The following is a 14,157-nucleotide window of genomic DNA, read 5'->3' on the forward strand; positions in this document are numbered from 1 at the left end:
GATCGACCCTCCCCCTCCAGCGGAGGGTAAGCAAGAGCGCCCGCTACTTCGTCTTGAACTTGCTGTAGGCCTCGCTCGTCGCAATGATCACGTGCTCGGCGCAGGCGTTGACGCGATGCGGATCGGCTTCGCGCTCGTAAGCCTCCGACGTCATCATGTCGAGAAAGGCCGAGACGGACGGGTAATGGACCAGCGCGAGGAAGTCCCAATCGTTGCCCGCGTGCGGACCGAGTGCGACCGCCTTGGCTTCGCCGGTCCAGAGCAGCGTGCCGCCGCGCGCCTTGATCATCGGCACCGTGATCGCACTGTAGCGCAAATATGCCTCCCAGCCCGATCCGTTGCCATCGCGCGAGCGCGCGCGGAAGCGCATCAGGTTCAGCATCACCACCGGCGCATTCGGGTCGAGCCGCTCCAGGCCCTCGATGTTCAACATATTGACCGCCAATGGCACCTCCTCAAGGCTCGGCTGCATTGTAGCATTGCGGTGTCGTGACTTGTGCCATCGCCGCAATCGGGCGCAAGTTGTATCCAACGCCCATGACGACCGCTTCGCCCGCGCCACCGGCCGCCAATCCGGCCAGCTGGCTCAACAACCAGCCTTATCTGCTGCTCAGCCTGACCTCGCTGTTCTGGGCCGGCAACATCGTGATCGCGCGCCATGTCGGGGCGCATGTGCCGCCGCTGACGATCACCACGATCCGCTGGTTCGGCGTGTTCCTGATCCTGTTGCCGTTCGCCTGGCCGCATCTGAAGCGCGACTGGCCTGCGTTGCGCAAGAGCATGCCCCTGATGCTGTTCCTGTCGCTGGTCGGCTTTGCCTTCAACAACGCGATCTCGTACTGGGCGCTGCAATACACCGAGGCGCTGAATGCGCTGCTGATCCAGTCGGCGGGTCCGCTGTTCGTGGCGCTGTGGTCGCTGGTGCTGTTCGGCGTGCGGCTGACCGGCGCGCAGCTCGGCGGCATCGCGATCTCGCTGCTCGGCGTGCTGATCATCATCCTGCGCGGCGACCTCGCGGCGCTGGCAAGCATCAGCTTCAACAGGGGCGACATCATGTTCGCCTCCTCGCTGGTGGCGTTCGGGCTCTACTCGGCCTTCATCCCGCGCCGGCCGAAGATCCACCAGCTCTCCTTCCTGTCCTTCACCACCTGCTGCGGCGCGACGATGCTGCTGCCGACGGCAATCTGGGAGGCGGCGAGCGGCCGCGTGCTGCAATTCGACGCGACCACGCTGGCGACACTGGGCTACATCCTGATCTTCCCCTCCACCCTCGCCTATCTCTTCTTCAACCGCGGCGTGGCGCTGATCGGGCCGAACCGGGCGGCGCCGTTCTTCCATCTGGTGCCGGTGTTCGGCTCGGCGCTGGCGATCCTGCTGCTGGGCGAGAAGCTCCAGCCGTTCCACCTGATCGGTTACGCCCTGGTGCTCGCCGGGGTCGTGCTTGCATCGCGCCGGGGCTCGGCGATGACATAATTCCGCGCGACGGACGCGGTCACGACCTATAGCCATCTTCCGATTCCCCTTTGGACAAGCTAGGTTCCCCGCCAACCAAAAAGAGGGAACGACCGAGATGATTTCAGGGCTGATTCGAAACCTGCGGACCGTCGCCGCGGCCGCGCTATGCCTCACGGCAGCATCCACCGCTCACGCCGACACCTATCCCAGCCGCAACATCACGCTGGTGCTGCCGTTCGCGGCCGGCAGCGGCACCGACACCACGACGCGACTGATTTCGCAGCATCTGTCGCAGGCGCTCGGCGTTGGCATCGTGATCGAGAACAAGGCGGGGGCCAACGGCATGCTTGCCGCGACCTATGTCGCGAAGGCTGCTCCCGACGGCTACACGCTGCTGGTGACGACCAACACTACGCATTCGGCCAATCCCTATCTGCTCAAGAGCCTCACTTACGATCCGGTCAAGGATTTCACCCCGATTGCCCGCACCGGCGATCTGCCCTTCATGCTGGTCATCAATCCCGAGGTGCCGGCCAAGACGGTCGGAGAGCTGGTGGCCTATGGCAAGGCCAATCCGGGCAAGCTGAGCTACGCCTCGGGCTCGTCGGCGGCGATCGTGTCGGGCGCGACCTTCGCGCACAATGCCGGGCTCGACCTGCTGCACGTGCCCTACAAGAGTTCGCCGCCGGCGCTCAACGACGTCATGGGCGGCCGCGTGTCGATGATGTTCGTCGACATCCTGACCGGCCTGCCCCATGTCAACGGCAACGCGCTGCGCGCGCTCGCCGTCACCACCAAGAACCGCACGCCGCTGGTGCCACACCTGCCCTCGATGCAGGAGGCCGGCGTGCCGGACTTCGACATCACGTCCTGGCAGGGCTATTTCGGCCCGGCCGGCATGCCGAAGGAGATCGTGACCCGGCTCAACACCGAGATCCGCAAGATCATCGAGAACCCGGAGATCAAGGCCAAGCTCGCCACGCTCGGCATGGACGCTTTTTCCGGCACGCCGGAGCAGCTCGGCACCTTCGTGAACGAGCAGCTGGTGCTGTGGGAAAAGCTGATCGCCAACGCGAAGATCGAGAAGCAGTAGAACGCTAGCGCGAGCGGCTCTGCGCATTCTCCGTCATGGCCGGGCTTGTCCCGGCCATCCACGACTCGCCGCGCGTACGGTGCGCAAGAACGTGGATGCCCGGGACAAGCCCGGGCATGACGTCGTGATCGATAGTAGCGCTCGTGCGCAGGAATTTACGCCGCGCGGACCTTGGCGAGGAAGCCATCGACGGCGTTGCGCAGCGCGCCGGACTGGGTGTCCAGCTCGCGGGCGTTGGTGAGCACATCGCTGGCCGCGCTGCCGGTCGCTTCGGCGGCCGAGGTGACGCTGCCGATATGGGCGTTGATTTCACTCGAGCCGGCCGCGACCGACTGGATGTTGCGGGCGATCTCGCGCGTCGCCTCGCCCTGCTGCTCGATCGATGCGGAAATGCCGGCGGTGATCTCGCTCATCTCGGCGATCGTCTGGGTGATGCCGGAGATGGCCGACACCGCGTCGCTGGTCGAGGTCTGCATCGCCGCGACCTGGGCGGAGATCTCCTCGGTCGCCTTCGCGGTCTGGTTGGCGAGCGCCTTGACCTCGGAGGCGACGACGGCGAAGCCGCGGCCGGACTCGCCGGCACGCGCCGCCTCGATGGTGGCGTTGAGCGCGAGCAGGTTGGTCTGCGCCGCGATCGAGTGAATGAGCTTGACCACCTCGCCGATCTTCTCGGCACCGGTGGAGAGTTCCTGCACCGTGGCGTTGGTGCGCTCGGCATCGCTGACGGCACGGCTCGCAACTTCAGTCGAGCGCGTCACTTGGCGGGAGATTTCCGCAACCGAGCTCGACAGCTCTTCGGCGGCGGCCGCAACGGTGCCAACATTGCCGGACGCCTTCTGCGAGGCGGCACCGACGGTCGCCGCGCGCGAGGAGGCATCGCTGGCGGTCGCGGTCATCGATTGCGCAGTGGTCTGCATGCCGGCTGCGGCCGAGGAGACCGAGCGGACGATGCCGTTGACGCTGCGCTCGAAATCGTTGGCGATCTCTTCCATGGCGCTGCGGCGATCCGCCGCGGCGCGCTCCTTGGCGTCCGCGTCGGTCTTCTCGAGGTCGCGGATGCGGACCGCGTTGTCCTTGAAGATCTGCACGGTCGAAGCCATCGCGCCGACCTCGTCACCGCGACCGACGCCGGGGATGTCGCCTTCGAGCTTGCCGTCGGCCAGCTCCCGCATCCGGGTGCCGAGCAGCCCGAGCGGAGCACTGATGCTGCGGCCGATCATCCAGGCGACGCTGCCGGCAACGATGACGATGCCGAGCACAGCGAGGCCGAGCAGCCAGTAGACCGGACCCATCTTGGCGTCGATGTCATCCAGATAGGCGCCGGTGCCGAGATACATATCGAAGCCGGGGACCGCGACGGCGTAACCGATCTTGCGGATCGGCGTCTCCTGGCCGGGCTTCATATATTCGTAGTGAAGCACGATCTCGCCGTTGGCCTTGACGCCGTTCATCAATTCCAGCGACAGCTTGCGGCCGTTGGTCACGACGTCCATTCGGTTGGTGCCGATCACCTTCGGATCGGGCGCAAGCTGGGTGAGACCGTCATAGGACGTGCCGAACAGGTAGCCGGCACCCTTGTCATAGGTCATCGCGTTGCCGTAGCGGCGAAGCTCGGCCATCGCGGCGTCCTTCGTCATCTCGCCGGCATCGACGCGCTTCTTCAATGCGGCGGCATAGTTGCGCGCCAGCTCGACGATCGCCTTGGCCTGGTCGATGCGCGCATTCACCATCTCGCGCTTCATCAGATAGCCGGCGAGAACTCCGGAGATGCAGAGGCCGAACAGCGTGACGCCGACGAGAATGCCAAGCTTCGAGGCGATCTTCAGATTGCTCAACTTCACGGGTTAGCTCCGGCAATAATGGGGTACGGGCGCACGACGAGATCGATCAAATTCGAATCAAGTCTTAGTGGCGGAGCCCTTAGCAAGTTACTTACGCACCTCCGTAGAAGCCCGGAGCCTGAACGGAAAAGCGGAAATATACCTCGCCTGCAACAACCGTGAATTGTACGCACTCGCCCGGATTTCGCGTAAAAGACGCAAAGGCCCGCTCGTCGAGGCGGGCCACGACAAGAAACCAAATCGGGAGCAGAGAATGCCGAAATACAGGGTGGTGACGCCGAAGGGTGCGAGCTTCACGGTCGCCGGCAGCGATTATTCCTATGAGCGCGAGGCGCTCGATCCGATCGATGCCGAGATCGTCGAGGCGCCCGCCGATGAGGCCGGGTTCATCGCCGCCGCGAAAAACGCCGACGCGATCTACGCCAAGGGCATCCCGATCACCAAGTCGATCATCGACGCGCTCGAGAGCTGCAAGGTGATCACGCTCGGCTCGGTCGGCGTCGACAGTGTCGACGTCAAGGCCGCCACGGCCCGCGGCATTCCGGTCACCAACATTCCCGACACCTTCATCGAGGAGGTCGCCGACCACGCCATGATGCTGCTGCTCGCCGGCTTCCGCCGCCTGGTCGAGCAGGACCGCATGGTGCGCGACGGCCGCTGGGCCGAGGGCCGGCCGGCGCTTTTGAAGATCCCGCGGCTGATGGGCCAGACGCTCGGCTTCATCTCGTTCGGCCGGGTTGCGCGTGCGGTCGCGAAACGCGCCGCGCCTTTCGGCCTGCGCATGATGGCCTACGATCCCTTCATCCAGGAAACGCTGATGTACGAACACGGCGTGATCCCGGCGACGCTGAACGAGGTGCTGTCGCAATCCGACTTCGTCTCGATGCATGCCCCGGCGCGGCCCGAGGTGCACCACATGCTGACCGAGAAGCACTTCCGGCAGATGAAGAAAGGCTCGATCTTCATCAACACCGGCCGCGGTGCCACCGTGGACGAGGAGAGCCTGATCAAGGCGCTGCAGGAGGGCTGGATCGCGCACGCCGCCCTCGACGTGCTGGAAAAGGAGCCGCCCTCGCACAACAATCCCCTGCTCGGCATGGAGAACGTGACCCTGACCGCCCATGTCGCCTCGGCCTCGGCACGGTTCGACGAGGCGCGCAAGCGCCGGGTGGGCTACGAATTGTCACTGGTGCTCCAGGGCATGTGGCCGGTAAGCTGCGTCAATCCGTCGGTGCTGCAGAACACCGCGCTCCGCCGCTGGCAGCCCGTCAGCATGGACCGCGGGCCGAACAGCTAGGCGGGCGGCGCAGCAAGCGCCCACGACCGAAACGGCCCTTCACCGGCGATCAACGCCGGGAAGGGAGACATCATAGGGAGGTACTGATGAGGAACGACATCACACGTCGTGATGCCTTGGCGCTGGGCCTGTCCGCTGCAACGCTCGCGGCCACCGGTGCTGCAGCGCAAACAACCGCTATCAAGGCTGCCGACGTCCCGGCACCCAAGCGCGAGATCGAAAAGGGCGCGTCCTTGCGCATGCTGCGCCCGGTGCGCTTCGTCCAGGCGGACGAGGACGTGTTCCGCGCCAATGCGGCAAAGTTCACCAAGGACACCGGGGTCGAGGTCAAGGTCGACTTCGTCGGCTGGGAGGACATCAACCAGCAGACCGCGGTGACCTCGAATTCCGGCGCCGGCCCCGATATCATCATCGGCTTCTCCGACGCGCCTCACATCTACATCGACAAGCTGATCGAGCTCACCGACGTCGCCGACTATCTCGGGAAGAAGTACGGCGGCTGGCTGCCGCTGGCGCAACGCTACGGCAAGAAGAACAAGAGCGAGTCCTGGATCGGACTGCCGTTCGGCGCCACCGCAGGTCCCCTGATCTACCGCAAGTCGGTCCTGCAATCGGTCGGCTTCGACAAGGTTCCGGAAGATCATGCCGGCGTGCTCGACCTCTGCCGCAAGCTGCACAAGGCCGGCAAGCCGGCCGGCTTCGCACTCGGCAACGCCAAGGGCGACGGCAACGGCTTCGCCAACTGGGCGCTGTGGTCGCACAATGCCTCCCTGCTCGACGAGGAGGGGAACGTCACCATCAACAGCAAGGAGACGATCGCCGCACTCAACTGGGTCAAGGAGCTGTATCCGACCTTCATCGCCGGCACGCCGTCCTGGAATGACGTCAGCAACAACCGGGCCTATTCCTCGCAGGAGATCGCGCTGACCGCCAACGGCGTCTCACTGTACTTCTCGCTGAAGAACGATCCGGCCACCAAGGCCATCGCCGAGGACAGCGAGCATCAGCTGCTGCCCAAGGGCCTCGCCAAGGTCTCGCCGATGGCGGGCCTGACATTGAACGCCATGGTGTTCAAGCACAGCCCGTACCCCAATGCCGCCAAGGCCTTCCTGCAGTACATGCTGGAGAAGGACCAATACGAGCCGTGGCTCAATGCCAATTCGGGCTACTGGTCGCAGCCGCTGGCCGCCTATGCCGAGGCTGCCGTGTGGTCGCAGGATCCGAAGGTGAGCCTGTTCAAGAACACGATGAACAGCACTTACTATGACGGCTACAAGGGGCCGATCTCGACGGCCACCGGCGCGGTCAGCGCCGATTACGTGCTGATTCAGATGTGCGCGTCCGTCGCCACCGGAGCCGCCACGCCGGAAGCCGCGGCTGCGGAAGCCGAGCAGCGCTGCAAACGCTACTTCCGGCGGCAGCGGTAGAGCGCGACGACGACGACAGAGCCGCCGTCATTGCGAGGAGCACTTGCGATGAAGCAATCCAGACGATCACCACGCAGACAGACTGGATTGCTTCGCTTCGCTCGCAATGACGGTGTCGTGACACTTCAGACGGGACAAACCAATCTATGTCCGTGACCACCCTCTCCTCCCACGCACTGGCGCAACGGCAGCCGAACTGGATCGTGCGCCTGTTCGACTACAAGCCGTTCCTGATCGTGATGTGCCTCGCGCCCGCGCTCGGGCTGCTCACGGTATTCCTGACCTACCCGCTCGGCCTCGGCGTCTGGCTCGCCTTCACCGACACCACGATCGGCCGCCGCGGCATCTATGTCGGGATCGAGAATTTCCAATACCTGCTCACGGACCCCTTGTGGTGGAACGCGGTGTTCTACAGCGTGTTCTACACGGCCGTGGCGACCTTCGGAAAATTCGCGCTCGGCTTCTGGCTCGCCCTGCTGCTCAACAATCATTTCCCGTTCAAGAGCCTGCTGCGCGCCATCGTGCTGCTGCCCTGGATCGTGCCGACCGTGCTGTCGGCGCTGGCATTCTGGTGGATCTACGATCCGCAGTTCTCGATCATCTCCTACCTCCTGGTCGACGTGCTGCATTGGCGGGACAGCAATATCGACTTCCTCGGCTCGCCCTGGCCGGCGCGCTTCTCGCTGATCGCCGCCAACATCTGGCGCGGCATTCCCTTCGTCGCGATTTCGCTGCTGGCGGGCTTGCAGACCATCTCGCCCTCGCTCTACGAGGCCGCGATGCTGGACGGCGCCAGTGCCTGGCAGCGCTTCCGCTACATCACCTTCCCGATGATGCTGCCGATCCTCGCCATCGTCATGACCTTCTCGATCATCTTCACCTTCACCGACTTCCAGCTGGTCTACGCCATTACCCGCGGCGGTCCGGTGAACTCGACGCATTTGCTGGCGACGCTGGCGTTCCAGCGCGGCATCGCCGGCGGCGAGCTCGGCGAAGGCGCGGCCATCGCGGTGTCGATGATCCCGTTCCTGGTGTTCGCGACACTGTTCTCCTATTTCGGCCTGGCGCGCCGCAAATGGCAGCAGGGAGAGGCCAATGACTGAAACCGCAGCGCAATCGACCGTCGCGGACGCAAAAGCACCTCCCGACACCATGGCCTGGGATTCCGGGTTGCGGCGGCTGATGATGATCTATCTGCCGCTCGGCTGCTTCGTTCTGATCCTGCTGTTTCCGTTCTATTGGATGGCGATCACCTCGTTCAAGCCGAACGCGGAGCTGATGAACTACCGGGACAACAACCCGTTCTGGATCTCCTCGCCGACCCTGGCGCACATCAAGCATCTGTTGTTCAACACCGCCTATCCGCAATGGCTGAAGACGACGATGCTGGTCGCGATCGGCTCGACCACGCTGTCGCTGATCGCGAGCACGCTGGCGGCCTACGCGATCGAGCGCCTGCGCTTCCGCGGCAGCCCCTATGTCGGCCTCGGCATCTATCTCGCCTATCTGGTGCCGCCGTCGATCCTGTTCATTCCGCTCGCGACCGTGGTGGTGCAGTTCGGCCTGTTCGACTCGCCGCTGGCCCTGATCCTGGTCTATCCGACCTTCCTGGTGCCGTTCTGCACCTGGCTCCTGATCGGCTATTTCAAGTCGATTCCTTACGAGCTCGAGGAATGCGCGCTGGTCGACGGCGCCACGCGGCTGCAGATCCTGCGCCGGATCACGCTGCCGCTCGCAGTGCCCGGGCTGATCTCGGCCGGCATCTTCTCCTTCACGCTGTCCTGGAACGAGTTCATCTACGCGCTCGCCTTCATCCAGAGCGGCGCCAACAAGACCGTGCCGGTCGCGATCCTGACCGAGCTCGTCACCGGCGACGTCTATCAATGGGGCGCGCTGATGGCGGGATCGCTGCTCGGCTCGCTCCCGGTCGCGATCTTCTACTCGCTGTTCGTGGATTATTACGTCTCTTCGCTGACGGGTGCGGTGAAGGAGTAGCAGAATTAGGCCAGCCGGGCCTTGAGGCGCGGAGTGGCCCAATCCAGAAAGGCGCGAAGCTTGAGCGGCGCAGGCTTTCGCTCCGCATAGACGATGTACACGGGCCAGGGCTCCTGCTCGAATTCCTCCAGCATGAGGACGAGCTTTCCGGCCCGCCGCGCAGCCTCCATCTTGTAGGACATCACGCGCGTGATGCCCGCACCTGCGACGGCTGCTTCGACCGCTGCCTCCGAATCGCTCAGCGTCAATCTCGACCGTATCGGCACCGTGACTTCGCTGCCGCCCTTGACGAACTTCCAGCTCTTCGGCGCCGCATGGCTGTCGACGCCGATGCAATCGTGCGAGGCGAGATCGGCGGGCTCAGTCGGACGCCCTCGCTTCGCGAGGTATCCGGGACTGGCACACAGCACGAACCGGACCGAGCCAACCCGTGTCGCGATCAAGTTGCTGTCCGGCAGACTGCCGATTCGAATCGACACATCGATATTCTCTTCGACGGTGTTGACGATGCGATCGGTAAGGACGAGCCGCAGCGCGATGTCGGGATAGGCCTCCATGAACTCGAGCGCGATCGGCAAAAGGTGCATGTGGCCCAGTCCCCAGGGCGAAGTGACCGCAAGGTCGCCCCTCGGATTTCTGTACTCGCCGGAGACCTCCCTCTCGGCCTCGTCCACCTGCTCGATGATCCGCTTGCAGGCCTCGATATAGGATCGTCCCGCATCGGTCAGCGTCATCTGGCGCGACGACCTCTGAAACAGCTGGGCGTTCAGCCGCGCCTCCAGCTCGGCAACCGTTCGGCTGATTGTTGCGACCGGCATACGAAGGCGCCGGGAGGCCGCCGAGAAGCTTCCTGTATCATTGACGGCGATGATCACCGACATCGCCTCCAGCCGGTCCATCAGACGCGTCTTTCCGTAACTTGAGAAGAAGCTTCTCGATCATATGGACTGATCCCACCAGTCGCAATCGGTTACCCGAAGCTTGCCGCGGACTTTGGAATGCGACGGCTAGAACCTTGCCTGGAAAATGATCATGACCACCGAGAGCATCACACCTCCATCAGCCGGCCTCGATCGCCGACACCTCTTCCTTGGCTTGTCCGGGGTAGCCGTTGCCGCTGCTACGCCGGCTGCCGCGGCGAAGCCGCAACGCGATCGCTCCGGCACCGGCAACGGCTATCCGGTCACGTACCATCGGACCAAGACGATCGACGGAATCAACATCTTCTACCGCGAAGCCGGGCCGAAGGATGCGCCCGTGGTCCTGCTGCTGCACGGCTTTCCGACCTCCTCCCACATGTTTCGCAACCTGATCCCGGCCCTGGCGGATCGGTATCATGTGATCGCTCCCGATTATCCCGGCTACGGCCAGAGCGACATGCCGCCGCGCACGTCATTCAAGTACACGTTCGATCGCTTCGGCGAACTCGTCGACGGCCTGCTGGACCAGCTCGGCGTCAAGCGTTACGCGATGTACGTCATGGACTACGGTGCCCCCGTGGGCTGGCGCCTGGCGCTGAAGCATCCCGAGCGCGTCAGCGGCCTCATCATTCAGAATGGCAACGCCTACGACGAAGGACTGAAGGAGTTCTGGAATCCGATCAAGCAATACTGGGCCGACGGATCCGCGACGAGCCGTCAGGCGCTGATGAAACTGCTGACGTTGGAGACGACCAAATTCCAGTACACCGACGGCATGTCAGACGTGAGCCGGATCTCGCCCGACAACTGGATCCATGACCAGGCGCTGCTCGACCGGCCGGGCAACAACGACGTCCAGCTCGACATGTTCTACGACTACCGCACCAATCTGCCGCTGTATCCGGCGGTGCAGGCCTACTTCCGCAAGCACAAGCCGCCGACGCTGATCGTCTGGGGCAAGAACGATTTCATCTTTCCTGCCGATGGTGCCCATCCCTACAAGCGCGACCTGCCCCAGGTAGAATTTCATCTGATCAACTCCGGTCATTTCCTGCTCGAGGACAGGTTCGACGAGGTCACGCCCCTGATCCGCGATTTCCTCGCGCGCAAGATTGCCTGACCCTGCCGGATTCCGCGAGGGTCGTCGCGCACGCGGCCCCTCGTCGGATTGGACGAGGCGTTGGAGAGCGCTGCGGCCTTTGGCCCGGCTTCACAATACTGCAACATGCGATCCGCATAAGCGTTGCGTCCGCCAACAGGAGACGCACATGCGCGCGACCTTTCTTTGCACCGTCGCCACGATCATCCTCACCGCGAGCACAGCCCTCGCGCAGAGCGAGGGCGAATTTCCCGCTAAGCTCGCCGGCCACGCGGTGATGCCGGCCGAAACCTTCATCGAGGCGCCGGCTGATGCCCCCGCCGATCTCAAAGCGGCGGGCAAATATACCACCGGCAAGCGGGTCGACGCGCTCGGCACCGTCATGGGCAAGTCCTTCGAGCGTCCGACCGGCGTGTCGCTGCCGTTCAAGGGCCAGCCGCTGCAGGGCCATTCCGGCATCAAGACCCTGCCCGACGGCACGTTCTGGGTTCTCACCGACAACGGCATGGGCGCGCGCGCCAACTCGCCGGATTCGATGCTGTACCTCAACCGCTGCAAGATGGACTGGGCCAGCGGCAAGATGGAGCGGCTGGAGACCATCTTCCTGCACGACCCCGACAAACGCGTCCCCTTCCGCATCGTGCATGAGGACACCCAGAAGCGCTATCTCACCGGCTCCGATTTCGACACCGAAGGTTTCCAGATCGTCGGCGACACCTTCTGGATCGGCGACGAGTTCGGCCCCTATGTCCTGAAGGCGGACAAGTCAGGCAAAATCCTCGGCGTGTTCGATACGGTGGCCGACGGCAAGCCGGTGCGCTCGCCCGACAATTGGGCGGTGGGGACGCCGGCCGCGCCGGGCGCGACCTACACCAATGTCAATCTCCGCCGCTCCAAGGGCTATGAGGGCTTCGCCGCGTCCAAGGACGGCAAATTCCTCTACGGCCTGCTCGAGGGACCGCTGTGGGATGCGGAGAAGAAGGACTGGGAGAAGGTCGACGGCAAGGAAGCCTCGCGCATCCTCGAATTCGACGTCACTGCTGAGAAATTCACCGGCCGCTACTGGCACTATGTGTTCGAGCAGAACGGCAACGCCATCGGCGACTTCAACATGATCGACCAGACCTCCGGCCTCGTCATCGAGCGCGACAATGGCGAGGGCGCCGCCGACAAGGCCTGCCCGCAAGGCCAGCGCGGCGAGAACTGCTTCCCCGACCTCGCCAAGTTCAAGCGCATCTACAAGATCGAGCTGACCGACGCCAATGTCGGCAAGCCCGTGCGCAAGATCGGCTATATCGACCTGATGAAGATCAGGGATCCCGACAAGAAGGCGCGGAAGCCGCTCAACGACGGCGTCTACACCTTCCCGTTCTTCACCATCGAGAACGTCGATCGCGTCGACGACACCCACATCATCGTCGGCAACGACAACAACCTGCCGTTCTCCTCCAGCCGCGATCCCAACAAGGCCGACGACAACGAATTCGTGCTGCTCGAGGTTGCGGATTTCCTGAAGGCGAAGTGAGGCGAGGCTCGCTCTCTCTCCCTCCTTCCGCTCTTGCGGGAGGAGGCCTGGAACGAGGGCGGTCGCCACTCTCCGTCATTGCGAGCGCAGCGAAGCAATCCAGAATCCTTCCGCTGCGGCAGTCTGGATTGCTCGCAACGAAGGGGATAGACTCCATTACTGCGCTCACGATGCGTTCGCAGAGATGGCCCCTCGCTCCTCCTCCGTAAGAATGGGTTCAGCGCGTGTGAGACAGTATCAGCGCACCGTAAAGTCCACGGGAACAGTGAAGTCCATCGAGCTGTTCTTGATCTCCGGCGGAATCGGCGGAAACGGCGCGGCCTGCCGTAGCATCGACAGAGCCTTGGCATCGAACGCAGCAACGCCGGACGAGCTGATGCGACTGGAAATGATCTGGCCGTTGCGTCCGATCGTAAAACCCACCCGGACCAGCCCTTTCTGATCGTTACCGCCCGACGGATAAGAATGAAAACGCATCAGGTGCGCTCGAACGCGATTATTATAGCTCGCAACCAGAGACGCGAGAGCACCCGCACTCATGGCGGAAGCCATCGGGGCCTCGCGCTCGGCCCGCGCCGGTGCGCTGGTGCGCGGCGCCGGGGTGGCGTCTGACGGCTTCTTCGCCTCGCGGCGGACCACTTTCGGCTTCTCCTGCGCGGGCTTTTCCACCGGCACGATCTTCGCCGGTTCGGGCTTGGCCGGCGCCGGCTGCAGCTTCTGCTCCGGCGGCGCGACCACCTCCGGCTTTTCGTGCGGCGGCGTCGGCGCGATGGTCTCCTCGACGGCCTGATGCTGCACCGGCTCCGGCGGCGAGGCATCCGCCTCCTGCATAAAGGTCCCCGGTGCGACGTCGTCCAGCGCCGGCTGCGGCGCCGACGTCACCGGCGTCATGTCGATCATGATCGCAGGCAGGCTGACGCCCTGTTCCGGCTGCGATCTGAGCCAGTTCATCGCCAGTAACGCGGCGCCGAGATGCAACGCCACGATCATCGCCGCCGAGGCGCCCCAGCGCGCGCCCTCCCGCTCGTCAAGCGGCTGGTGCAAGGCAAAGGCGTTCGCGGCCATCAGCTGCGTCCGTCGAGCCCGACGAGGGCGACCTTGAGATAGCCGGCGTTGCGCAGGGTGTTCATCACCTCCATCAGGTCGCCATAGGGGACGGCCTTGTCGGCGCGCAGATAGATGCGCTCGTCCTTGCGGCCCTTGGTTGCGGCATCGAGGGAGGTGCTGAGCCCGTCGCGAGCGACGATGTCCTCGCCCACGGCGATCGAAAGGTCCGGCTTGACGGTGACGAAGACCGGCTTGTCGGGCCGTGGCGCAGGCTCGGCCGCCGTCGTCGGCAGATCGACGCCGATGTCGACGGTGGCAAGCGGCGCCGCCACCATGAAGATGATCAGGAGCACCAGCATGACGTCGATGAACGGGGTGACGTTGATCTCGTGGGTGACCTCGAGTTCGCTCGCGTCGCCGCGCGAGCCGAGCTTCGATGTCCCGAGCTTGGCGGCCAT

The 14,157-nt window shown here is 64.2% G+C and carries 13 protein-coding genes; 8 read left to right on the forward strand and 5 right to left on the reverse strand.

Annotated features, from left to right (window positions below; translation table 11 throughout):
• Positions 1 to 43: 43 nt before the first annotated feature.
• A complete protein-coding gene (locus I6F17_RS15115) occupies positions 44 to 445 on the reverse strand; it encodes a DUF1330 domain-containing protein (RefSeq protein ID WP_225126814.1) in 402 nt (133 codons plus the stop codon).
• A 92-nt stretch (positions 446 to 537) separates the two neighbouring features.
• Here I6F17_RS15115 and I6F17_RS15120 point away from each other — a divergent pair, with 92 nt between their 5' ends.
• Together I6F17_RS15120 and I6F17_RS15125 are read left to right on the forward strand one after the other, a co-directional pair.
• Positions 538 to 1,473 carry a DMT family transporter gene (locus I6F17_RS15120; RefSeq protein WP_036041062.1) on the forward strand — a complete coding sequence of 312 codons (936 nt, stop codon included), beginning with the start codon at positions 538 to 540 and terminating at the stop codon, positions 1,471 to 1,473.
• A 97-nt stretch (positions 1,474 to 1,570) separates the two neighbouring features.
• Positions 1,571 to 2,548, forward strand: a complete 978-nt coding sequence (locus I6F17_RS15125) for a tripartite tricarboxylate transporter substrate binding protein (protein WP_036041063.1) — start codon at positions 1,571 to 1,573, stop codon at positions 2,546 to 2,548.
• Between the two features lie 155 nt (positions 2,549 to 2,703).
• Here the strand turns inward: I6F17_RS15125 and I6F17_RS15130 are convergent, their stop codons facing one another.
• Complete coding sequence (locus I6F17_RS15130) at positions 2,704 to 4,389, reverse strand: methyl-accepting chemotaxis protein (RefSeq protein ID WP_225126812.1); 1,686 nt, start codon at positions 4,387 to 4,389, stop codon at positions 2,704 to 2,706.
• A gap of 253 nt (positions 4,390 to 4,642) precedes the next feature.
• On the opposite strand from I6F17_RS15130, the gene I6F17_RS15135 reads away from it, so the two are divergent.
• From I6F17_RS15135 to I6F17_RS15150, 4 genes are all read left to right on the forward strand, one after another.
• Positions 4,643 to 5,686 carry a C-terminal binding protein gene (locus I6F17_RS15135; protein ID WP_036041065.1) on the forward strand — a complete coding sequence of 348 codons (1,044 nt, stop codon included), beginning with the start codon at positions 4,643 to 4,645 and terminating at the stop codon, positions 5,684 to 5,686.
• An 86-nt stretch (positions 5,687 to 5,772) separates the two neighbouring features.
• The gene (locus tag I6F17_RS15140; RefSeq protein ID WP_225126810.1) at positions 5,773 to 7,113 is read left to right on the forward strand and encodes an extracellular solute-binding protein; all 1,341 of its coding nucleotides are present in this window, start codon (positions 5,773 to 5,775) and stop codon (positions 7,111 to 7,113) included.
• A 146-nt stretch (positions 7,114 to 7,259) separates the two neighbouring features.
• Positions 7,260 to 8,216, forward strand: coding sequence for a sugar ABC transporter permease (locus I6F17_RS15145; RefSeq protein ID WP_035998865.1), 957 nt, complete (start codon positions 7,260 to 7,262; stop codon positions 8,214 to 8,216).
• A 49-nt stretch (positions 8,217 to 8,265) separates the two neighbouring features.
• A complete protein-coding gene (locus I6F17_RS15150) occupies positions 8,266 to 9,108 on the forward strand; it encodes a carbohydrate ABC transporter permease (protein WP_225112986.1) in 843 nt (280 codons plus the stop codon).
• Between the two features lie 5 nt (positions 9,109 to 9,113).
• Here I6F17_RS15150 and I6F17_RS15155 read toward each other — a convergent pair whose 3' ends face one another.
• Positions 9,114 to 10,007 (reverse strand): LysR family transcriptional regulator, encoded by an 894-nt coding sequence (locus tag I6F17_RS15155; protein ID WP_225126808.1) that lies wholly within the window; start codon positions 10,005 to 10,007, stop codon positions 9,114 to 9,116.
• A 133-nt stretch (positions 10,008 to 10,140) separates the two neighbouring features.
• Here I6F17_RS15155 and I6F17_RS15160 point away from each other — a divergent pair, with 133 nt between their 5' ends.
• Both I6F17_RS15160 and I6F17_RS15165 read left to right on the forward strand, forming a co-directional pair.
• Complete coding sequence (locus tag I6F17_RS15160) at positions 10,141 to 11,148, forward strand: alpha/beta hydrolase (protein WP_225126806.1); 1,008 nt, start codon at positions 10,141 to 10,143, stop codon at positions 11,146 to 11,148.
• A gap of 148 nt (positions 11,149 to 11,296) precedes the next feature.
• Positions 11,297 to 12,652, forward strand: coding sequence for an esterase-like activity of phytase family protein (locus I6F17_RS15165; protein ID WP_225126797.1), 1,356 nt, complete (start codon positions 11,297 to 11,299; stop codon positions 12,650 to 12,652).
• Between the two features lie 237 nt (positions 12,653 to 12,889).
• Here the strand turns inward: I6F17_RS15165 and I6F17_RS15170 are convergent, their stop codons facing one another.
• Together I6F17_RS15170 and exbD are read right to left on the reverse strand one after the other, a co-directional pair.
• Entirely contained in the window at positions 12,890 to 13,717 is an 828-nt protein-coding gene (locus tag I6F17_RS15170; RefSeq protein WP_225126795.1) for a TonB family protein, read from the reverse strand.
• Complete coding sequence (gene exbD / locus I6F17_RS15175; RefSeq protein ID WP_225126793.1) at positions 13,717 to 14,157, reverse strand: TonB system transport protein ExbD; 441 nt, start codon at positions 14,155 to 14,157, stop codon at positions 13,717 to 13,719. Before exbD ends, I6F17_RS15170 begins: the two co-directional genes overlap by 1 nt.

The sequence above is a fragment of the Bradyrhizobium sp. NBAIM18 genome, assembly GCF_020193825.1.
GTDB lineage: Bacteria > Pseudomonadota > Alphaproteobacteria > Rhizobiales > Xanthobacteraceae > Bradyrhizobium > Bradyrhizobium yuanmingense.